Raw genomic sequence first — 19,888 nt, forward strand, 5'->3', positions numbered from 1 at the left:
GCAGTCCGTTGACTCATTGATTGATCTCTTGCCAATGGGGATCGGTCAAAGAGCAGGTCCCAACACCATGCACGTGCGGTGGTGGAACCTGCTCCGTTCAGATGGATCAGGCGTTGAGGGTTGCTTCTAGCCCGCGGCGCATGATGCGGCGGGCGGCTTCAGCAAAGGAGGAGAATTCCCTTGCTTCCTGGAAGGCGAGGATCTGCTCGTACTCCGCAGGAGAGATGCCGAAGGTGATCGGCATGGCGCGGGACCGGATGGCAGTCGATTGCATAACGATCGATGCGATTTGCGCGTTTGACTTGCATAAGCTACGGAGAGCAAGCCCTGCTCAATCCGGCACCCACGGACAGCGAATTACACCCACTGCAAGACTGTTACATCTCGTTATAGACATAACGAGACATGAGAAAGCCCCGGTGAAGAGCCGGGGCGGGTGGCGCTGAGGAACGCTTGTTGTCAGTCTTCATCTTCCACGCGCTCCCCCGCCAAGGCATGAACTGCCGCATCCCACGGGATTGGCTGCCCCATCAGCCGCTGCGTCACTTGCTCACGGAGGTCATTTGGGATTTCGACCTCTTCATCGTCTGCGGCAGCTAGTGCGGCCTCCATGGCTTCCTCTGCCGCTCGGATCTTTGCTGCCCGTCGGTACGCCGCGGCCAGCGTTGCCTCATCGGGCACCACCTTGATGATTTCCATGGCATCGAGCTGGCCGTGAACGAACGCAATGAACTGAGCGGATGTCATGGCGTTGAGCTCGATCCGCTCTCCACCCCAGCCGCCGAATTCTGCGGTGCCCCTCGTGACGAGGAATGCGAGTTCCTCATCGGTGGCCCCGCATTCCCGCAGGTTGTGGCGCGGATCCTTCTTCTGCTGCTTGCTGAACTCAAACGGCTCTGATTCAAGCTCCATCTCCTGGGCCTGTTCCAGCCGCAACCCCAGGCTGTGCACGATCGGGCTGGCATTGAACTGATAGCGGCGGCCGTCGTTCTGTATCGTGCGGGCGATCGCCAGGCCGGCGAAGTCGAAATCATGGAGCAGCAGGATCGGGATGCCCTGCTGGCTGAGCTCATCCACCAGCCGACGGGCAGCGGTCGTGCTCATCCCTTTGGTGGAGAAGATGGCCACGTCGTAGAGCTCCGCTGTCCGGGCCGCCTCGAACAGGGCGGTGAAACCTTCCTTCTCGATGAAGATGGCAGCGCTGTAACGCCCAGATGGTCCGCAGGTGTGGATCCGGTTAGGCATGACGTCACTGACGTCTAGTACCGCCGTATCAGGTGCGCACCAGCTGTTGATATAGTTGCGTACCTTAAGTGTCCCCATCGCCACCCGGATTCTTGTGTGAGGCTCCATGAAGGTGCCGCGATCGTCGTAGACCACATCCCAGTCTTTGGTGAGCTCGAAGTTCTCGGAGATGAAATCAGGCAGAAGGGTCTGAGTGAAGTACGTATCGCTGAGCGGCTTGCCGGTTGCGTTCAGGATCGCGCCCCGTGCGGCGTACATCACCTGACGGGCGTTGGCCGGCAGGGTGTTGTTGTTGCTGGCCTTCATGTAGGCATCGGCCATCACGGCCCATGCTGCCTCCTTGGTGGTGACGCCACTCTGCTGGCGACTCAGGCGTTCCAGCTCCTTCTCTGTTGACTGTGCATCACGCCGCTGCCTGGCCTTGAGCTTCTTCCAGTTCTTGGTGATGGCATCGATCACGGTGCGGATGGCGGTCCACTGCTCTGGGGTGAAATTGATCAGGGTCTTGCCGCGATCGGTGTACCGAAATGCAGGGCAGACCATGTGGAGCACCACGGTGATCGGGTCGCGGTAGTCGGCGAAGTTATCGGAGAGGGCGCTCTGGATGAGATGATGCGGCACCTCCCGCAGCGGGGAGTTGTTGGCCCCGACCACAAGGACACGAGTGCGCTCGGCGTTGCTGGAGACAGCGAACCAGCCCTCCACCACGAACGGCCTGTTTTCGTCCTCCACCAGCACCTTGGCGTAGGCCGTGCTGCCCTCTCGGATCTGATGCAGCCGTTCGTGGAGCGTCCTGCCGATCACCCCAAGCCGTTTGGCCTTGACCGGCTCACCCCCGTAGGCAGCGATCACGTCATGCAGTTCCTGAACCTTGTCCTCAAGCACCGCACCGCCTGTGGTGAAGGCAGCGGTAATGGTGGTGCGCTGCAGCGTCAGCTCATCGAGCACAGCGCTCTGCGTCCAGCTACCACTCATGCCAGCGAACTGCTTGATGAAGTCCCGCACGAACATGGTGGGACTGCTGGCCAGATGGGCGCAGAGCAGCGCCTTGAACTGCCCGCGGTAGTACCAGCTCGCCGGTGGTCTGGCGAGCGGCTTCCACTTCTTGAAGACCCAATCGGCGGCCGAGCGCGGGGCTGCGTACCAACTGTTATCAGGATCGCGCTCCCCATCAAGGACACGGATCCTGACGTGCGGGTTGAACAGGCCGAAGCTCCAGGCCAGCTCGGTGGCGGATGTAAAAAGTGAATCCTCGAGTTCGCTTGCTGCCCCGGGCCAGGCGATCCTTACAAAAGTGCCAGCGGCCGGCGGCACGAGGATCTGCTGGTGATCGAGCACCGGCTCATTGCGGATCGAGTCGAAGCTGGCCGTGATGCGGTGCTCCACTCCCTTGGCGGTGATGGTGACGTCGCCGCGGCCATGGGCGACGAAGCCGGCGGCATAGAGGCACTTGAGGGCATTGCCCAGCTGGCCCCTGGTCGGGCTGACGTAGAGGTTGTTACTGCTGGTGCGGCTGAGGTAGTCCAGCGAGCTGGCCACGGTTTCCGGGGGAATCCCGGGCCCGTTGTCGGCCACCATGAGCTCGTCGGCCCCCACGGTGATGGTGATCTCCGGCGAGATAACACCGGCGCCTTCTGCAGCATCGAGAGCGTTGTCGATCAGCTCCTTGAGGAGCATGGGGAGCCAGCTTTCGCGCCCGGCGCCCATCTGCATCTCCAGTTCCTTCTCGGAGAAGAACTCTGCGGTACGGCTCACCGTGAAGGTGGTGCGTGCAATTTCAGCCATAGGGTCCCCCCGGCGGCCGGTTGCCGCCATTTCGTGAGTGCATAGGTTGTTGAATCAGGTGGCCCCTGCTTGGTCCGGCGCAGGGGCGTGCCGGTGGTGGTCAGCCGGTGCCTTGAGCAATGCCGAGCAGCTCGGCGTCGTGGCCCTTGCCGCGCTTCAGGGCGGCCATCTCGCGGCGTGCTTCCTGCTCAACGAGGCAGTCGGCGGCATCAACGGTCTGCTCGAACAGGCGGTCGAATCCGTCGCAGGTGTGGCAGTCGATCGGGTGTGGGATGTCCGCCTGAAGCAGGTGGCGGTAGGCAGAGCCGCCATGGCGCGAACAGGTCGTGATCGATCGGGTTGCTGAGCAGCTCGACCAGTACATCGCGCAGGGCATTGCTGCGGGTGGTGTGGATCGTCTCTCCATCCTTCGCCAGGCAACGGCGGAGCCGGCCCAGCAGCTGCTCCTCGTTGATGGTGCGGCTCATGGCGGCACCTCCGTGGCCGGTGCCAGCTCGTCACCTCCGAAAGCCAGTCCGCTGATGGAGTCGAAGGTCAGGGATGGGATCTCAGCCGGCGTTGCCAGCAGCTCCTCGGCCAGGCCAAAGGTGAGCCATCCCTTGCCGAAACCAGGATCCAGCAGGCCGGAGACGAGCCAGCGGATCTGCATGTCATCGACTGTGGTGTCGGTGGTGATGCCACAGCCGTAGAGCACCTCGCCGGCTGCAAACTCCCAGGAGGATGCGCTGCGGGCCATGTGAAAGACATCCCATGCGTAGCCATCCCAGGAGGATCCACAGCCCTCGTTGATGGCGGTGGCCACCAACTGCTCGAGGCCAGCAGTGACGCGCACCTCGAAGTCAGGCTTGATCGCAGCGGTGGCGGTGATGGCCTTGGCGAGGTTGCTGCGATCAGAAGGGAGGAACAGGACCTCGATCATCTGGCGGTCGAACTGGCCGTAGCCGAAGGCAAAACCCATCGGCGCCATGCGGGCATTGATCGCCAGGTAGAGCTGCTGCTCGTTGAAGGCAGCCCAGGGACATCCCTCGGCTTTGAGAACCATGCGGGGATCGCGCGCTTTTGAGGAGTGCATCTGTTTAGGGGGGTGTGGGATCAGTAATCAGCCAGTGCAGCCTCGATCTCCAGCGGAGTCATGACCTGATGGGACATCACTGCCTGCAGAGCCGGGATGTTCCACTGGAGGGGTGCAACTGAGCCGAAGCCTTGTCGCCTGTAATGCACAGATGCGGTGAGCCGCCCATCCTCAACATCACGACGCAAGGTACGTTCGTGGATGTCAAGAATGCGGCAAGCATCACCGGTCCGATACCACTGTCGTGGACGGTCCATTGGAGAAATGAAGGGGGGCAACGGATGAACTGCCTAGGCAGCCTCTCCCGTCGGCTTCACCTGGGTGGACCAAGATCCCGAACGATTCGGAGAGTCCGCAGGTGGCAGCCGCTGCCAGAAGCATATCCCATCCATCCCCAGACTGCACACACCCCTTAAGCGACAGGCTTAGTGATTGTGGCACAATTGCTATCTCAATACGTCGCTTGACGTGATGACACTGCTAAGGCCCCTTAGGCGATAGTTGCTGTCAGGGATTCGTGCTGCCACCACTTTCCGTATCTACGCCATATTGATCCGCTTGCAATAGATCGCATGTTTACACTCCATGCCTCGCAAGCTGCGTGCTGATCCATGAGGGCGGAATCCAACTGCGCTTGTCGCACATGGCGATACCGAAAAGTGCACGGGCTGAGCTTTTGACCCCTTCTGCTCAGCTCATGCCGCACCAACATCCATTGAGCTAGGCGGCGAGGTAGTCGGCGAGTAAGCGCATCTGCCAGACGGGTCGCTACAACCCAGAGCCACCAGGCTGCGGATAAGGCCCTTCTGGCCACTACCGAGCGCCTGGTCCTGGTGGGGGTCAGCGCTCAAAGCTTTCGGCGGAGCCTGGCCCAGTCGGCTGTGCGTCGGGGCTTCCCCCTCCATCTGGTACGGCAGGTGACTGTTGTCCTGTGGACTCCAAATTCCCGGAGAGGCCATGCTTAGCCGTCAGCGCTGACCCGCACCTCCCCCCCACCAGCCAGTTCGATCCAGGCACGCCCACCACTGCGGATCGCTTCCTGCACCCGTTGCCGCAGCTCACGTTCGTTCTCCACCAGGAATTCGGCGTACACCTGATCGCAGCTGCCTTCGGCAAGATTCGCGGTGGCCATCGCACCAAGCAGTGGTTGCCAGTCGATCGGGCCATCACCGATCTGCAGACCCATCCGCTGCTGATGGCCATCCACCGTGATCCGCAGCCCAAGGCGCAGCAGGTGGGATCTCACCAACCGGCGATCCGCCACCGTGTCGCCACCGCAGGCGAAAGTGCTCAGCAGCCCACGGATCTGCTCCTGTGCTTCGGCCCCAATCGTCTCGATCGAGCGGTTGACCTGCAGCCGTTGCAGCTCCCCTGCTGCCGCATTCAGCCGCTGCCTGGCACCATCCATCGCCGTCTCTTGCCCCGCCTGACGGCGAGCCAACACCCGCAAAGTCGCAGGGTCGGACTCGTTGGCCATGGCGATATCGCCCGCGTTGATCGCCGCGCTGATCGCATCGACCTGTGCCTGTGCAGCCGCCACCTCCGCCATCGCAGCAGCCAATGCCAGCCCCTGTTGCCCTGACGCATCGGCCCGCAGCAGCGTCAGGAAATCGGCTGCGCTCAGACGAGTCAGCAGTGCTGCCTGGGCAACAGGCACGGTCACACCGGGCGCATGGCATCCCGATCTTTTGTGCTTCCCACGGCAACGCAATCTGTAGTCGCGCCTGACCCCTTCTGGCCGCTTTCGGGTGGTACAGGTTGCGCCGATAAGATCGCCGCAGACGCAGAAGCTCAGTCCAGCGCCAAGCCAGCGCAGCTGATCGCCCCGGCCCATGTCCTTCGGTCGGCGGCGGCGGATCGTGGCCAGCAAGGCCTGATGCTCTGCTTCGCTCAGCAAGCTGGGGTAATAGCCCGCCTGCGGTTGTTCATAGGTGCGGGCTGGCATGGGCGGCAGATCCGCTGGATCGGTGCCTTGGCGGAGGAGCAGCGCACAACGCTCCTGCCAGTCACGCTCCCTCGCTTTATGGCCTGGGCAGAGCACCTGCCGGTGGCCCGTGATCGCCGGGTTCTCAATCACCTGCAATATCGATGCCCCACTCCATTGAACGGGCTTATAGGCATCCCGCGAGCGGCGTTTTGCGCTGGCTGACCAGCGATCCCTAGCCACCTGGCCAGGCGATGGGATCCCTTCACTGTTGAGCAGGCCAGCGATCACCGTGCTGCCGTGGTCGGAGGCAAGCTCCAGCAGCCGACGGATGACAGTGGCGTAATCGTTCAGCACCCACCGGCCCTCTTCATCGAGGCTGATCCATGCCGGCGCCTGTGATGGCGTGACCGGTTGCCCTTCACGGATTCGCTGGCGTTTGGCCTGCTGGACGTGCGTCAGCCGACGGCTGAGCTTGTCGCTGAACTCATGGGCGGAACCAAGCCAGAACAGCAGCTCGTGCAGTTCCATTGGGTTGCCCCTGATCGTTTCGCGGTTGATGTCCCGCCCCTTGGCCATCACGCCGAGGGTGACGCCGGCGTTTAGCAGGTCATCGATCAGCACTGGTAGTACCGCGAGGGGGAAGCTGCGGCTGAACCGATCCAGGTCTTCCAACAGCAGGGCAACGGGATCGACGCCGAACTGTCCGGCCTTCAGGTCCGCCAGGAAGCGACCCAATGCACCGCCGGCGAGGTTCGCCCCTCCGAATGCGGAGATGCCTGCATCGGCGTAACCAGGGCCGTCGTAGAGGTTCCACCCACGCTGGCGGCAGTAGCTGGCTGGGTCGGCTGCCTGGCGCTCCAGGCCGAGACCACTGGTCTGGGCAACGGAGGAGACACGGCTGTACGGGACGGCGAGCAAGCGTGTATCTGCTGTATTGACAACATACTATGCATGTAGGGCACCGCGAAGCTGCTCAGGGCGGTGGGGCGGGATGGATCAAAGGCCTCAATCGCCCGGATCAGCCCAAGGCAGCCCAGCTGCACCAGGTCGTCGAGCGGCACTGCGGTGCTCGCGCTCTGGCGCACGGCCACCCGGCGCACCAGGGGCAGATTCAGCTCCACCAACCGGTTGCGCAGGCGGTGGTCGCCGCTGCTGCGGAAACGCTGCAGCAACTCGGTATTGAGGCTGTGCAGGTCCTGTTCCTGGTGGGGCTGGGGGCGTGAATCGGGCATGGCGGGGACAGCGGCGGGTCCGTGTTTCCACCCTCTGTCCCATGGCACTGCCGGCGCTTCACCCCAACCGGGGAACTCCCCTCCCCCGGATGGGTGACTTGTCGTTGTTCAACACCAGGCCGGCGGGCTCAGCAGGCCAGTGTGCCGGCCAGACTCAGCTCCAGCCCCGCCCAGGCCAGCAGGGCCGGCCACTGGCGCACCCGCTCGTACACGCGGTCATGGCCGTCGGCATTGAGATGCAGGCCGTCGGCAGTGAGCAGCCGGCTCCAGTGGGGGTCCTGCAGCAGGGGCTCCAGCAGGGGCAGGAAGGGCACATCGGCCTCCAGGCATGCCTCCTCCAGCAGGCGCTCGTACTGGTGCACAACCGCCAGCTGATACCAGAGGCAGCCCGCGAAGGGCATCACCGCCTCATCCACGGGCGTGAGCCCGATCACCAGCACCGGCGCCAGCCGCACCGCCTCCCGCAGCAGCTGCTGCAACCCGAACAGGAAGGCCTCCGGTGCCAGCTGGTGGCGGCCGTCGGGCCGCCCGACCCGGGCCGTGTCATTCAGGCCCACGCTGATCACGATCCCCTGGGGAGCCTGGCGGCGCAGCTCACCGCGGGAGCCAACCTCCCCATGCAGCCTTGCCGCCAGTCGCTCCAGGCCATCACCGCGCACCCCCAGGTTGTACAGAACCGGTCCATCAGGCAGCCCCATCCAGTGGCGCCGCAGCCGCTCGCACCAGCCGCCGCCATCGGGGTCGCCCCAGCCATAGACACCGCTGTCCCCCAGCACGATCAGCTTGCGCGGCGTCGCGGTCACGGCCATGGGCTCGGGCGTCAGGCCGCCAGCAGGCGCCGGCGGAGGCGGTCGCTGAGATCTTCCCCCATCAGGGTGAGCAGCACGTAGACCGCCACCAGGGCGATCAGCTGATCGATCGCGAAGGAGCTGAGGGACTCCAGCAGCAGGCTGCCCAGTCCGGCGGCACCCACCAGACCCACCACCACCGTCTCGCGCAGGATCACATCGGCGCGATAGGCGCCATAGGCCAGGTAGGAGCGGGCCAGGGCACTGAAGCGGCCGTAGAGCAGGGCCAGCCTGGGGCCAGCACCGGCGGCGACCAGGGCTTCCTCCGCCTGCATCGGGGCCGACTCCTCCGCCTCCAGCAGCAAGCGGCCGAGGATGCCCAGGTTGTGAAACGCCAGGGCCAGGGCAGCCGTGAGCACCCCCGGCTGCAGCACGAACAGCAGCAGCAGGGCGGTGAGCGGCGGCGGCCAGAGGCGCCCCAGCGCCCAGACGGCCTGGATCAGCACCCGCCCCCATGGCCAGGGGGCCAGCAACAACAGCAGCAGCGGTGCGCTGCCCACCGCTAGCGCCGCCGCCAGCAGGGTGAGCCCGAGGGTGGAGCCGATCAGCGAGAGCCAGGGCAAGGCCGCCACCGCTGGCCAGTCGGCCGTGAAGGGTGGCAGGGGCTGGAGTTGCCCCAGCTGCAGCGGGCTGACCCCGAGCGCCGCGGCCACCAGCACCAGCAGCGGCAGCAACAGCACCAGGCCCAGTGCCACCTCCCGGCCACCACGCCCGACGGAGCGGCGCGTCAGGCCGAAGCGGGCCGGCATCGCCCAGCGCTGGCGCAACGCCCGCAGCAGGGCCTCAAGAGCCAGCATCACCAGCAGCAGGATCCACAGCCCGCTCCAGAGCTCACTGAACTGCAGAGACTGGAGCGTGAGACGCAGATCGGTGCCCAGCCCGCCGAGACCGAACACCCCCAGCAGGGTGGCGCTGCGCAGAGCGCACTCCAGCCGGTAACCGCCGTAGCTGATCACCCCGGGCTGGAGTGCCGGCCCGAGGGCGGTGAGCAGGGCAGGGGCGGCCGGAGCTCCAGCCAGGCGCAGGGCCTCCAGTCCCTGGGTGGGGAGTGCGTCGAGCAGATCACTCACCACCCGCGCCACCAGGGCGGCGTAGGGAATCGTGATCGCCAACACGGCCACCACCGGCTGCAGACCCAGCAGTTGCAGCAGCAGCAGGCCCCAGAGCAGCTCATGCATCGCCCGCGGCACTGCCAGCAGCCGCCGGATCAACTCCGCCGGCAGGGCGCTGCCGATCAGCGTGCGCCACACCGTGCGGGAGCTCAGCACTCCCCCCAGCAGCCCCAGCGCCAGGCTCAGGGCCCAGCCCAGCAGGGCGATCCCAACGGTGATCCCCAGGCCTGAGAGCAGCGAGCCCAGCACCAGGGGATCCAGCGATGGGTTGAAGGCCGCCCAGGCGAACTGGCCGATCAGGTCCCAGCCGCCGCCATGGCTGAGGCCAGGCAGCACCAGCAGCACCGGCAACCAGGCCAGAACCGGCAGCAGCGGCAGCAGCGGCGGGGCCAGGCGCAGCGACCGCCAGCTCCAGGCAGACGTGGCCGTCATGCTTCCGAGCGGTAGAGGGCCGCCAGCTGTTGGCCAGTCAGGCCCGAAGGCGCTGCATCCAGCACCACCCGGCCCTGGCGCAGAGCCACCACCCGATCGAAGCCAGCGAGCAGATCGGGGCGGTGCAGGCTGAGCAGCAGGGCCCGACCGCCGCTGGCCTGCTTCAGCAACAGATCCAGCAGGTCACGCGCCAGGCGCGGATCCAGATGGGCCAGGGGTTCATCCGCCAGCAGCAGCAGCGGGTCCTGCCGCAGCAAGCGGGCCAGAGCCAGTCGTTGGCGTTGGCCGCCGGAGAGGGCGGTCACAGGCTGCTCCAGCAGATCGGCGCTGAGGTCGACCCGGGCGAGAACCTCCGTGTTGGCCGCGGTCTCGACGGGCAGCATCAGGTTGAGCAGGGCCCGCGGCCAGCCCCAGCGGGCCAGCCGCGCCGCATTCAGGTTCTGCTGCACCGTCAGCTCTTCGATCAGGCGCAGGTCCTGCCAGAGGGTGCCGATCAAAGCCTGCTGAAGCCTGCGCCTGCGCCTGGAGCGCGCCGGGGCTGCGCCGTTCCAGAACAGCTCACCGGCTTCAGGCCTGATCAGGCCATTGGCCACGGCCAGCAGGGTGCTTTTGCCCGCACCGCTGGGGCCCACCAGGGCCACCCGCTCACCTGGCCGCAGCTGCAACGACACGTCATCCAGCCGGGGGGCGCTGCGGCCCGGCACCCGGATGGAGCACAGCTCCAGCAAAAGACGGTCGGGGGAGCTGCTCAAGACAGGGAAATTGGGCCGGTTCAGGAGAGGACAGGGAACAGCCAGCACCCGGCATCATCGGTCTCAGGCTTAAGGGGCCCCAGCGGCGTGGCTCAGCGGATCTTGCCGATCTCGCGGCCCACCTTCTCGATCGAGTCGTACTGGCTAACAGGCGCAGGAATGAATCTCTTTGCACCGAAGAGGTCGAGGATCTGGGCCTGCTTTGGATTGCTGGCGCGCAGATTCAGGAAAGTGGATTGAAGCCTGGTGGTGAAACCCTTGCCGAAGCGCTGGTCGAGATTCGGCTGGGCGAGCCAGTGGTAGTTGGCGTAACCGGGGGTGCGCCAGATCACGATCACCTTCTTCGGGTCGGTCTTGCCGGAGCTGAGATTGCTCTGCCACACCTCCTCGTTCACCACCCCCGCCTGGTAGGCGCCGCTCTGCACGAGGGCGATCGTGGCGTCGTGGCTGCTGCTGAAGCCCGGGGCGCCGCCGGCGAAATCGCTCAGCCGCACGCCGGCCTGGCCGAGGAAGTACTGAGGCATCAACCGACCGGAGGTGGAGCTCTCAGAACCGAAGGTGAAGCGCTTGCCCTTGAGCACGCTCAGCCCCTTCTGATTGGCGATGGGCTTGATTCCACTGGCGGTGTTGGCGATGAAGAAGCTCTGGAAGGAGGCGTCGATGTCGCGCTGGGCGATCACCTTGGCGCCGGGCTTCTGCAGCCGGGCCTGAACGCCGGTGAGGGCTCCGAACCAGACCAGATCCAGATCACCGCGGCGGAAGGCGCTCACGGCGGCGGTGTAATCGGTCACCGGCACGTACTTCACCGGCACACCGAGGCTGCGGCTGAGTTCGCTGGCCACCAGGGGGTAGAGGCGGTTGAGGGTTTCGGGCTTCTGATCAGGAATGGCGCTGATCCGCAGCAGCTTCTGCTGGGCCTGGGCGCCGGCGAGCTGGGGTGCGACCTGCTGCAGCTGGGGCGGCAGGGCCGCTGGCGTGAGGGCCAGGGCGAGGCCGGCCAGCAGAGCCAGGCGAAAACCGGGGCGCGGAAGGCGTGGGCGGAGGAGGGGCAAGGAGAACATGGGGGTTGCTTCGATTTACAGGGATGTGAGGAAGTGGCCGAGCCGGCCCAGGCCGTCGCGCAGGGTGGCGGGGGAGGCGGCGCAGGAGAGGCGTACGCAGCGGTCGTCGCCGAAGGCGATCCCAGGCACCACGGCCAGGCCCACCTCGTTAATCAGACGATTGCAGAAGGTCATCGAATCGAGCCCGTGAGCGCTCACATCCGGGAAGGCGTAGAAGGCCCCCTCCGGTGGCTGCAGGTTGAGCCCCGGCAGGGCGGCGAGACCCTGATGGAGCAGGGCGCGCCGTTCACTGAACTGCCGGGCCATTTCCACAACGCAGTCGCGCGGCCCCTGCACCGCCGCCAGGGCACCGAACTGGGCGAAGGAGCAGACGTTGCTCGTGCTCTGGCTCTGCAGGGCGATCGCGGCACTCACCACGGCACTGGGGCCGGCCAGAAAACCCAGCCGCCAGCCCGTCATCGCCCAGCCCTTGGCGAAGCCATTGACGATGAACACCCGATCGCTGAGGTCGGGCGCCACTGCCGCGAAGCTGTGGTGCTCATGGCCCGGGGCCAGCAGAAATTCGTAGATCTCGTCGCAGACCACCGCCACATGGGGATGGCGGCGCAGCACCACGGCGATGGCCTCCAGCTCCGGGCGGCTGAGCACCATCCCGGTGGGATTGGACGGGCTGTTGAGCACCAGCAGGCGGGAAGCCGGGGTGATCGCGGCCTCCAGCTCCTGGGGATCCAGACGGAAGCCGTGCTCGGCGTCGCTGGGCAGCAGCCGCACCTTGGCCCCGGCCAGCTGCACCATCTCGGGATAGCTGAGCCAGTAGGGGGCGGGCAGGAGCACCTCATCGCCGGGGCCCAGCAGCACCTGGAAGAGGTTGAACAGAGCCTGCTTGCCGCCATTGGTGACCAGCACCTGCTCGGCCTTGGTGGCAACCCCGTTTTCCTCACTCAGCTTTACGGCGATCGCTTGGCGCAGGGCCGGCTCGCCGGCGGCCGGGCCATAGCGGGTGGCGCCGGCCTCGAGGGCATCGATGGCCGCCTGGCGGATGAAGGGCGGGGTGTCGAAGTCGGGTTCGCCGGCGCTCAGGCTGCAGATGTCCTGGCCCTCAGCGCGCAACTGCTTGGCGCGGGCGGCGATTGCCAGGGTGAGCGAAGGCTGCAGGGCTTCGGCCCGGGCCGAGAGCTTCAACGGACGATGCATCGGCGGGGGCGCGGCCGACGGCCGCAGCGCGAAGCGGCCGCTGGGGCCGTGGCGCTCCGAAAGAAGCGCCTGGGAGATCTTGCATCCTGCCTGACGCCCTTCCAGGGAAAGGTTCGAGCGGGCACCGTCGCGCCAGGCAGCTGGACAGCTGCACCCCGCTGCGGCCAGCGTGGACGCTCAGCCACAGGGGAGAAACTGAGTGGAGGGTGATTCCGGCGCGGCGCTGCAGCAACTGGCCCAAGCCTGCTCCGAGTGCCGCCGCTGCTCCCTGGCGGACGGCCGCCAGCAGGTGGTGGTGAGCCGGGGGGACCCCCGTGCCGCCCTGATGGTGATCGGCGAGGGGCCCGGCGCCCAGGAAGACGCCAGCGGCTCCCCCTTCGTGGGCCGGGCCGGCCAGCTGCTCGATCGAATGCTCGCCAGCGTCGGCATCGACAGCAACCGCGACGCCTACATCTGCAATGTGGTGAAGTGCCGTCCACCGGATAACCGCAAACCCACCTCCCAGGAGATGGCCGCGTGCCTGCCCTGGCTGCTGCAGCAGGTGGAGCTGGTGCAACCGCAGGTGGTGCTGCTGGCTGGCGCCACCGCGGTGGAAGGGGTGCTGGGAATCAAAGGCGGTATCACCCGCCTGCGGGGCCAGTGGCGTTCCTGGCAGGGGCGCTGGTGTATGCCGATCCTTCACCCCTCCTATCTCCTGCGCAATCCCTCGCGGGAACCGGACACCCCCAAGTGGCACACCTGGCAGGACCTCAAGGCGGTCAGGGTTCGCCTCGACCAACTCAGGGCCGCCCCTGACCCCGCTCCCGATTCGTCAGGCGACCCCTGATCTGTGGCAGGGTGCACCAACTTCCCGGCACCCTGGCGATGACCGGCACCCTCGCCCGCCCCGAAACCAGCCTTGCGGGCCTCCCCGCCGACTGGGCCAGCAACCCCCGCTACGACACCCTGATCCGCCGCCGCAAGACCCGCAGCGTGCGCGTCGGCGACATCTGGGTGGGCAGTGATCACCCGGTGGTGGTGCAGTCGATGATCAACGAGGACACCCTCGACATCGCGGGCGCCACCGCCGGCATCCGCCGCCTGCACGAAGCGGGCTGCGAGATCGTGCGGCTGACGGTGCCCAGCCTGGCCCACGCCAAGGCGGTGGGTGAGATTCGCAAGCGTCTTCTAGACAGCTACCAGAGCGTTCCTCTGGTGGCCGATGTGCACCACAACGGCATGAAGATCGCCCTGGAGGTAGCCCAGCACGTCGACAAGGTGCGGATCAATCCGGGCCTTTATGTGTTCGACAAGCCCGATCCCAACCGCACCGAGTTCACGCCCGAGGAAGTGGCGGCGATCGGCGCGCGCATCCAGGCCACACTCGAACCGCTGGTGAGCCTGCTCAAGGAGCAGGACAAGGGCCTGCGCATCGGCGTGAACCACGGCTCCCTGGCCGAACGCATGCTGTTCACCTACGGCGACACGCCGCTGGGGATGGTGGAGAGCGCCATGGAGTTCATCCAGATCTGCGATCGCCTCGACTTCCACAACATCGTGGTGTCGATGAAAGCCTCAAGGGCGCCCGTGATGCTGGCCGCCTACCGGATGATGGCCGACCGCATGGACGCCGCCGGCTTCCGCTACCCGCTGCACCTGGGCGTCACCGAAGCGGGCGACGGCGACTACGGCCGCATCAAGAGCACCGCCGGCATCGCCACCCTGCTGGCCGAGGGCCTCGGTGACACCATCCGCGTGTCGCTCACCGAGGCGCCCGAGAAGGAGATTCCGGTCTGCTACTCGATCCTGCAGGCCCTGGGCCTGCGCAAAACGATGGTCGAATACGTGGCCTGCCCCAGCTGCGGCCGCACCCTCTTCAACCTCGAGGAGGTGCTACATGTGGTGCGCAACGCCACCGCCCACCTCACCGGCCTCGACATCGCCGTGATGGGCTGCATCGTCAACGGACCCGGCGAGATGGCCGACGCCGACTACGGCTACGTGGGCAAAACCCCTGGCACCATCTCCCTTTACCGCGGCCGCGATGAGATCCGTCGGGTGCCGGAAGCCGAAGGCGTGGAGGCGCTGATCGCCCTGATCAAGGAGGACGGTCGCTGGGTCGATCCCTGACGAGTCACATCCTGACTTGCCTTTGACCGTCTTCGATCCCTCGCCCAGCCCTGCAGCTGGGGCTAGCTTGGGTGGACAGTCAAGCTCCAGGGAATCAGCCAATGGGCAGGGGTCGCACCAGCATCGCCGTTCTCGCCGGACTGGGTGCCTGCACCACCGCTGTGATCGTCGGCACCGACTGGCTGGGCTCCCCGAGCGCCGCCTCGTTGATCACCGACAGTCCGAAGGAGGTGATGGATCAGGCCTGGCAGATCGTCTTCCGCGACTACCTCGACACCACCGGCAAATACACACCTGATCAATGGCGCAAGCTGCGCCGCGACTTGCTGGCCAAGAGCTACGGCAGCACCAAGGAAAGCTATGAGGCGATCCGGGGGATGCTCGGCACCCTCGATGATCCCTACACCCGCTTCATGGATCCGCGGGAGTTCAAGGAGATGCAGATCGACACCTCGGGAGAACTCTCCGGGGTGGGCATCCAGCTGAGTCTCGACAAGGAGACCAAGGAGCTGGTGGTGATCTCACCGATCGACGGCTCCCCCGCCTCTGAAGCCGGCGTGCAGCCCAAAGACGTGATCGTCTCGATCGACGGCAAGAGCACCAAGGGGATGAGCACCGAGGATGCGGTCAAACTGATCCGCGGCCAGGCCGGCACCAAGGTCACCCTGCAGCTTCGCCGCCGCAGCCAGGTGGTCACGGTGCCACTCACCCGGGCGCGCATCGAGCTGCATGCGGTCGAGCACCAGATCAACACCGGCGCCGGCGGCGTGAAGGTGGGCTACATCCGCCTGAAACAGTTCAACGCCAACGCCGCCAAGGACATGCGCGCTGCCCTGCGCGATCTGGAGCAGAAAGGGGTGCAGGGCTACGTCATCGACCTGCGCAGCAACCCCGGTGGGCTGCTGATGGCGAGCGTGGAAATTGCCCGTCAGTTGCTTGATGAGGGCATCATCGTCTCCACCCGCACGCGTGACGGCATCCAGGACGTGCGTCGCGCCAATGGCCGCGCCCTGACCAAATCACCGATCGTGGTGCTGGTCAACGAAGGCTCCGCCAGTGCCAGCGAGATTCTCTCCGGCGCCCTTCAGGACAACAAGCGGGCCGTGTTGGTGGGCCAGAAAACCTTCGGCAAGGGTCTGGTGCAATCGGTGCGTGGGCTCTCCGATGGCTCCGGCATGACCGTGACCATCGCCAAGTACCTCACCCCCAGCGGCCGCGACATCCACAAGCACGGCATCGCCCCGGATGTGTCGGTGAAGCTGAGCGAAGCGGAAGCCTCCAAGCTCAAGCTGGAAGATCTGGGCACCTCCAAGGATGTGCAGTACCGGGCGGCTGAATCCACCCTTATGAAGAAGCTGCGTGAAACCAGCGCCTCCCGCACCACCTTCAATCCCACCAGCGCCAATCTGCCGGCCGCCCTGCCCGTTCAGCGATAGGGCGCCAGCCCGAAACCCTCGCTCTGACTTGGGCTCCTGTCGGTGATTCCCGGTCCGTTTATAGGCCAGGGGGCGACGGGCACCGGCCTGGTGGCGATGCGGCTGCCGCTGCGATCTAGCCGGGCCATCAGGGAGCGACAGCCGCCGGCCGCGCCGATGGCCTGCCCCAGGCGGCGGGGGTCGATCGAGCGTTCCCAACCCACCGGCCATCTGCGGCGGCGACCCTGCTGATCGATCAGGGCACGGGCCTCGTCATCGCCGATACGGCCCTCTTGATAGAGGCACTGGACCACGGCCAGAGTGTCGACCGGCAACGAACTCGAACCCGAACTCAGACCCTGGCGGTAGCCATAACCCCCGCCGAACTGGCCAAGTGCGCTCAGAAGCAGTGAAAGCAGAAGGTTGTTCATCGGAGCGAAGGGGTACGAAAGGCGAGGCCGGCAGAGGAGCGCCGACCGCAGTAGCGATCGAACAGCCGGATCACCTGATCGGGTGGCAGCTGGGCGGTGTAGCGGGCCTCCAGTTCGCTGAGGCGCTCCCGGGCTGGATAGCTCTGCAGGGAGCGCCACTCGAGCGGTGCCCGGTTGGCCAGAGTGGCCGCCATCGCCCTGTGGTGACGCGGATCCGTGATCGGACCGCCTCGGCAGACCTGCATCCGATGGGTGGCTTCATGAGCCAGGGTGTTCCACACTGCAACCGGATCGCTGTGCACGCGGCAGACCACGATCGTCTCGCTGCTCGGGTGATACAGGCCCTGGAGACCACGCTGACCGCAGTCCCGCTGCTTCACCCTCACGCCGTTGGCTGCCAGACGATCTCGCAGGATGTCGATGGCTCGCCAGTGATCAAGAGCCTTTGCCGGGGCAGGCACCAGGCTCAGCAGCAGAGCGGCGAAACAAGCCATAGGTCCAACCCCGGACCACTGGCGGTGGGCCGAACGACCTGGGGTCGGTGGCAGCAGCGAACGGGCCACGACAACGACTTATTACTCCTCCACCCTGACGCTGGGGGGCAGCCAAACGATGACAGGGAAGGCCCCAGGTTCTGACTGGATGTGTCCGGCCGGGTCCCCCGGATTCAGGCGGACAGTTTCGGCCTGACAGGCTCCCGGCCTGACCAAATTCAGGCCGCGCCCGTTACGGGCTGCATCAGGCCGCCACCTGGGTTGGAATCGTCGTCGTCGTTCTCCTGGTCGTTCTGGAAAAGGGCAAACAGGCCGAGGGCCAGCACGCTGATCAGAGCTGAGGCGAGCGCATAGCCGCTCTGAAGACCAGCCGTGACGCCGCCGTATCCACCCACCAGTTCGCCCATGTCCGCGTTTCAGTTCTTCACACTGTAACGAACTTTTGCGCAGATGAGACAAAAGACATTCTGAAGCCTTCCTTAATTCGCCCTGGTTGGAGCTGGCGGCTTCACCACAACCGGTCGTCCCCACGCCGCAGGGCCTGCACCTTCCTCTCCAGCACCACCAAGGCCGGGACCAGGGTGAGGGCATTGGCGACGATCAGGGGCCCATCACCAGTGATCAGGCCATAGATCCCCCAAGCCGTGATCCCCAGCGTGAACAACAGGTACATGCGCAGAGAGATGCCGCGGGTGTCGCCGCTGCGGACGGTCTTGATCGCCTGAGGGAAGAAGCTCAACGTCGTGAGGGTGGCGGCTCCGTAGCCCAGAAGCATCACGGGCAGGGGCTGGGTCATGGCTGGGGCGGGAACCGAGCGAATTGTCTCCGACGCAGTTTCCTCCGACGCAGTTTTTCCCTCCCTCAGCAGCCGATGGCGCTTACACAGGGGTGGGATCCTCGTCGTGATCAGCCAGATCAGGGGGTCCTCGTTGGTCGGTGCGCCGAACGCCGGTGGAGAGAAACCGTTCAGGCCGCAGCCGCCTCTCCCGTCCTCTCCTGGAGGAGTTCCCAGAGCAGCCGGTAGGCAGCGGTGTTTTCCTTCGTCCAGACGGCCCTACCGGGATGGAGCCGGTTCACGCGCACCGCGAGAGCGCGTCGGCTGGGGAGAAGCGCGTGCAGCTCAAGCACACACAAGGCCGCCGCCAGATCAGTTTCTGAAAACGACATGCTCATGGCCATCGCAAGCCTTCCAAAAGCTCGCGCGTCCAACCTGGAGGCGCAAGATGGGACGTCACAGAACTCATGGATGCTGATCGGACCGCATCCTCCTCCCCGCCATGGCGATGACGATCCTGGCCAGCGGCTCGATCGCCCTCCTGGCTATGTCGCTCCACTCCCTCCCCGCCGATCTCCAGCCGGTGGCGGCTGAGCTTCGTCGCCATGGCTTCAGGCTGAAGCTCGCCCCGCCTCCTGTTCAGGGAACGTACGGGCTTTATCAGGCCAAGACCAGGACCCTCTGGGTGGCCCCGATCGCGTTCGAACTCGGGATCGGCCGTCAGACCTTCCTCCATGAGGCCACGCATGCCGCCCAGAGCTGCCCCGACGGCACCCTCAGACCGATCGGCTGGAACGTGACCTTGGCGCCGGTAGTGGAGCGTGAAATCAGCGGCATCCTCACGACCCGATATCACCACAGCAATCGGATCATCGAGCAGGAAGCGTTCGCGATGCAGGGCCAAGCCGATGCACCACAGAGGATCATCGCGGCCCTCCGCAAGCGCTGTTGAGTGATCACCAAGCAGCCCGAAGCAGCCTCATCGGCGTGAATCCATTCTCCCAGCGACAACTCCCTGACTGCCCTGGATACGCATGATGCGACACTTTCGAACTGAGCATGAAGTCCAATTTCGTCAGTTCGAGCTATTCGGCTTCAAAACGAAACACTGGTAGTGTTCAAGCAGTGGTCGGCAGGCTGAATTCCATGTCCACCCTTCGAAAGCGAGGAACCACGGCAGGCCTGGTGTTAGGCCCAGCTGCTCTGGCGACTGGCTGTGTTGCCACGGTCCTGATGCTCAGCCAGCCCACCGCAAGAACCCAGCCTTACCAGATCTATCCCAAGCTGAATCCTGGCGACCCCAATGAGGAGCGACAGTGGAACCCGACCGCTGGGCGGCTTGAAGCCGCTTGCCAGGTCACGGCCAACTTCAACATCTGCTTGACCTACTATCAACTATGGTGCAGCTATGGATTCCAGAAAGCCTGCTACTTCCAGCAGTTGGGCACAGCCAATCCACAACTTTTCCAGCAAGCCATGATCGCTAACAGCGCCTGTACACGGGGAGAGCCGAATGCCTGCAACTGGTTAAGTCAGCGTTTTGGACTTTGAGCACTGAAGCTGGTGCTGTGTTTATAGCCCAGAAAATCTTTTGCCGGGCCAGAAACGCTACAAGCACTCTACACCCCTACATCAGATACCAGCCAGCTGGGTATTCCGATAAATCAGGAAGCGTATCGCGACTCTGAAGACGTTGCCTGCACAATCCAGTCAGCTTGGCAGTCTTGTGGAGACTGTGCTTCTGAGCCCTAAAAGATTTAACTGGAGCTTTCGTGCCATAGATCGCACCCAACGCTGGTCCTCATATCTTTTCCCTTCACGACTCCAATGCCATTACTAAGGCAAAGCGGCCAGTCTCCAGCAGGGCACCTCGAAAAATAAGTTTGACTTGCCAGAATGCTGCCATGCAGATACAATAGATGCGTTGAAAGCGCCAAATCAATGGGGCAGCGTGGCTTTTGGGATGAAGAGCAGCGAATCCACAAACTGCATCAAAAGAACCCC

General features: G+C 65.1%; 21 protein-coding genes and 1 pseudogene. 5 read left to right on the top strand and 17 right to left on the bottom strand.

Going from position 1 to position 19,888, the window contains the following annotated elements:
• Positions 1-106 precede the first annotated feature (106 nt).
• From CJZ82_RS18445 to CJZ82_RS14335, 11 genes and pseudogenes are all read right to left on the bottom strand, one after another.
• On the bottom strand, positions 107-244 hold the full coding sequence (locus CJZ82_RS18445; RefSeq protein WP_158218590.1) for a hypothetical protein: 138 nt from the start codon (positions 242-244) through the stop codon (positions 107-109).
• A gap of 215 nt (positions 245-459) precedes the next feature.
• Positions 460-3,030 carry an ATP-binding protein gene (locus CJZ82_RS14290; protein WP_158218591.1) on the bottom strand — a complete coding sequence of 857 codons (2,571 nt, stop codon included), beginning with the start codon at positions 3,028-3,030 and terminating at the stop codon, positions 460-462.
• Positions 3,031-3,130: 100 nt separating this feature from the next.
• Positions 3,131-3,436 carry a hypothetical protein gene (locus CJZ82_RS19090; RefSeq protein WP_233130268.1) on the bottom strand — a complete coding sequence of 102 codons (306 nt, stop codon included), beginning with the start codon at positions 3,434-3,436 and terminating at the stop codon, positions 3,131-3,133.
• A 57-nt stretch (positions 3,437-3,493) separates the two neighbouring features.
• A complete protein-coding gene (locus CJZ82_RS14300) occupies positions 3,494-4,072 on the bottom strand; it encodes a hypothetical protein (RefSeq protein ID WP_143593685.1) in 579 nt (192 codons plus the stop codon).
• 991 nt (positions 4,073-5,063) lie between these two features.
• Positions 5,064-6,947: a recombinase family protein gene (locus tag CJZ82_RS14305; protein ID WP_094556440.1), complete on the bottom strand. Its 1,884-nt coding sequence runs from the start codon at positions 6,945-6,947 to the stop codon at positions 5,064-5,066.
• Positions 6,948-7,039: 92 nt separating this feature from the next.
• Positions 7,040-7,261, bottom strand: a pseudogene (locus tag CJZ82_RS14310) (sigma factor); the annotation flags it as partial.
• A gap of 128 nt (positions 7,262-7,389) precedes the next feature.
• On the bottom strand, positions 7,390-8,070 hold the full coding sequence (locus tag CJZ82_RS14315; RefSeq protein ID WP_198949793.1) for a GDSL-type esterase/lipase family protein: 681 nt from the start codon (positions 8,068-8,070) through the stop codon (positions 7,390-7,392).
• A gap of 11 nt (positions 8,071-8,081) precedes the next feature.
• The gene (locus CJZ82_RS14320; protein WP_094556441.1) at positions 8,082-9,653 is read right to left on the bottom strand and encodes an ABC transporter permease subunit; all 1,572 of its coding nucleotides are present in this window, start codon (positions 9,651-9,653) and stop codon (positions 8,082-8,084) included.
• Positions 9,650-10,405, bottom strand: coding sequence for an ATP-binding cassette domain-containing protein (locus CJZ82_RS14325; RefSeq protein WP_094556442.1), 756 nt, complete (start codon positions 10,403-10,405; stop codon positions 9,650-9,652). The genes CJZ82_RS14320 and CJZ82_RS14325 overlap by 4 nt, the downstream gene beginning before the upstream one ends.
• A gap of 92 nt (positions 10,406-10,497) precedes the next feature.
• Positions 10,498-11,457: a putative selenate ABC transporter substrate-binding protein gene (locus CJZ82_RS14330; protein ID WP_255380945.1), complete on the bottom strand. Its 960-nt coding sequence runs from the start codon at positions 11,455-11,457 to the stop codon at positions 10,498-10,500.
• A gap of 24 nt (positions 11,458-11,481) precedes the next feature.
• Positions 11,482-12,660 carry a pyridoxal phosphate-dependent aminotransferase gene (locus CJZ82_RS14335; protein WP_094556444.1) on the bottom strand — a complete coding sequence of 393 codons (1,179 nt, stop codon included), beginning with the start codon at positions 12,658-12,660 and terminating at the stop codon, positions 11,482-11,484.
• Positions 12,661-12,859: 199 nt separating this feature from the next.
• Here CJZ82_RS14335 and CJZ82_RS14340 point away from each other — a divergent pair, with 199 nt between their 5' ends.
• The 3 genes from CJZ82_RS14340 to CJZ82_RS14350 all read left to right on the top strand — a co-directional run bounded on the left by CJZ82_RS14340 (position 12,860) and on the right by CJZ82_RS14350 (position 16,205).
• Positions 12,860-13,486, top strand: coding sequence for a uracil-DNA glycosylase family protein (locus tag CJZ82_RS14340; protein ID WP_094556445.1), 627 nt, complete (start codon positions 12,860-12,862; stop codon positions 13,484-13,486).
• Positions 13,487-13,524: 38 nt separating this feature from the next.
• Positions 13,525-14,769 (top strand): (E)-4-hydroxy-3-methylbut-2-enyl-diphosphate synthase, encoded by a 1,245-nt coding sequence (gene ispG / locus CJZ82_RS14345; protein ID WP_094556454.1) that lies wholly within the window; start codon positions 13,525-13,527, stop codon positions 14,767-14,769.
• Positions 14,770-14,870: 101 nt separating this feature from the next.
• Positions 14,871-16,205 carry a S41 family peptidase gene (locus CJZ82_RS14350; protein WP_094556446.1) on the top strand — a complete coding sequence of 445 codons (1,335 nt, stop codon included), beginning with the start codon at positions 14,871-14,873 and terminating at the stop codon, positions 16,203-16,205.
• Here the strand turns inward: CJZ82_RS14350 and CJZ82_RS14355 are convergent.
• The 5 genes from CJZ82_RS14355 to CJZ82_RS14375 all read right to left on the bottom strand — a co-directional run bounded on the left by CJZ82_RS14355 (position 16,196) and on the right by CJZ82_RS14375 (position 18,276).
• Positions 16,196-16,615, bottom strand: coding sequence for a hypothetical protein (locus CJZ82_RS14355; RefSeq protein ID WP_094556447.1), 420 nt, complete (start codon positions 16,613-16,615; stop codon positions 16,196-16,198). The two genes, CJZ82_RS14350 and CJZ82_RS14355, sit on opposite strands and share 10 nt — an antisense overlap.
• Positions 16,612-17,109 carry a hypothetical protein gene (locus CJZ82_RS14360; RefSeq protein ID WP_094556448.1) on the bottom strand — a complete coding sequence of 166 codons (498 nt, stop codon included), beginning with the start codon at positions 17,107-17,109 and terminating at the stop codon, positions 16,612-16,614. Before CJZ82_RS14360 ends, CJZ82_RS14355 begins: the two co-directional genes overlap by 4 nt.
• Positions 17,110-17,327: 218 nt before the next feature.
• The gene (locus tag CJZ82_RS14365; RefSeq protein WP_094556449.1) at positions 17,328-17,516 is read right to left on the bottom strand and encodes a hypothetical protein; all 189 of its coding nucleotides are present in this window, start codon (positions 17,514-17,516) and stop codon (positions 17,328-17,330) included.
• Positions 17,517-17,617: 101 nt separating this feature from the next.
• Positions 17,618-17,905, bottom strand: a complete 288-nt coding sequence (locus CJZ82_RS14370) for a SemiSWEET family sugar transporter (RefSeq protein WP_198949794.1) — start codon at positions 17,903-17,905, stop codon at positions 17,618-17,620.
• A 170-nt stretch (positions 17,906-18,075) separates the two neighbouring features.
• Complete coding sequence (locus tag CJZ82_RS14375) at positions 18,076-18,276, bottom strand: hypothetical protein (RefSeq protein ID WP_143593686.1); 201 nt, start codon at positions 18,274-18,276, stop codon at positions 18,076-18,078.
• Positions 18,277-18,386: 110 nt separating this feature from the next.
• On the opposite strand from CJZ82_RS14375, the gene CJZ82_RS14380 reads away from it, so the two are divergent.
• On the top strand, positions 18,387-18,836 hold the full coding sequence (locus CJZ82_RS14380; RefSeq protein WP_094556451.1) for a hypothetical protein: 450 nt from the start codon (positions 18,387-18,389) through the stop codon (positions 18,834-18,836).
• 281 nt (positions 18,837-19,117) lie between these two features.
• On the top strand, positions 19,118-19,435 hold the full coding sequence (locus tag CJZ82_RS19095) for a hypothetical protein (protein WP_094556452.1): 318 nt from the start codon (positions 19,118-19,120) through the stop codon (positions 19,433-19,435).
• A 265-nt stretch (positions 19,436-19,700) separates the two neighbouring features.
• On the opposite strand, the gene CJZ82_RS19100 is transcribed toward CJZ82_RS19095, so the two are convergent.
• A partial coding sequence (locus CJZ82_RS19100; protein WP_233130269.1) for a hypothetical protein occupies positions 19,701-19,888 on the bottom strand: 188 nt, incomplete at its 5' end.

Source organism: Synechococcus sp. 1G10 (assembly GCF_002252625.1).
In the GTDB taxonomy this organism is placed as follows: Bacteria; Cyanobacteriota; Cyanobacteriia; order PCC-6307; family Cyanobiaceae; genus Regnicoccus_A.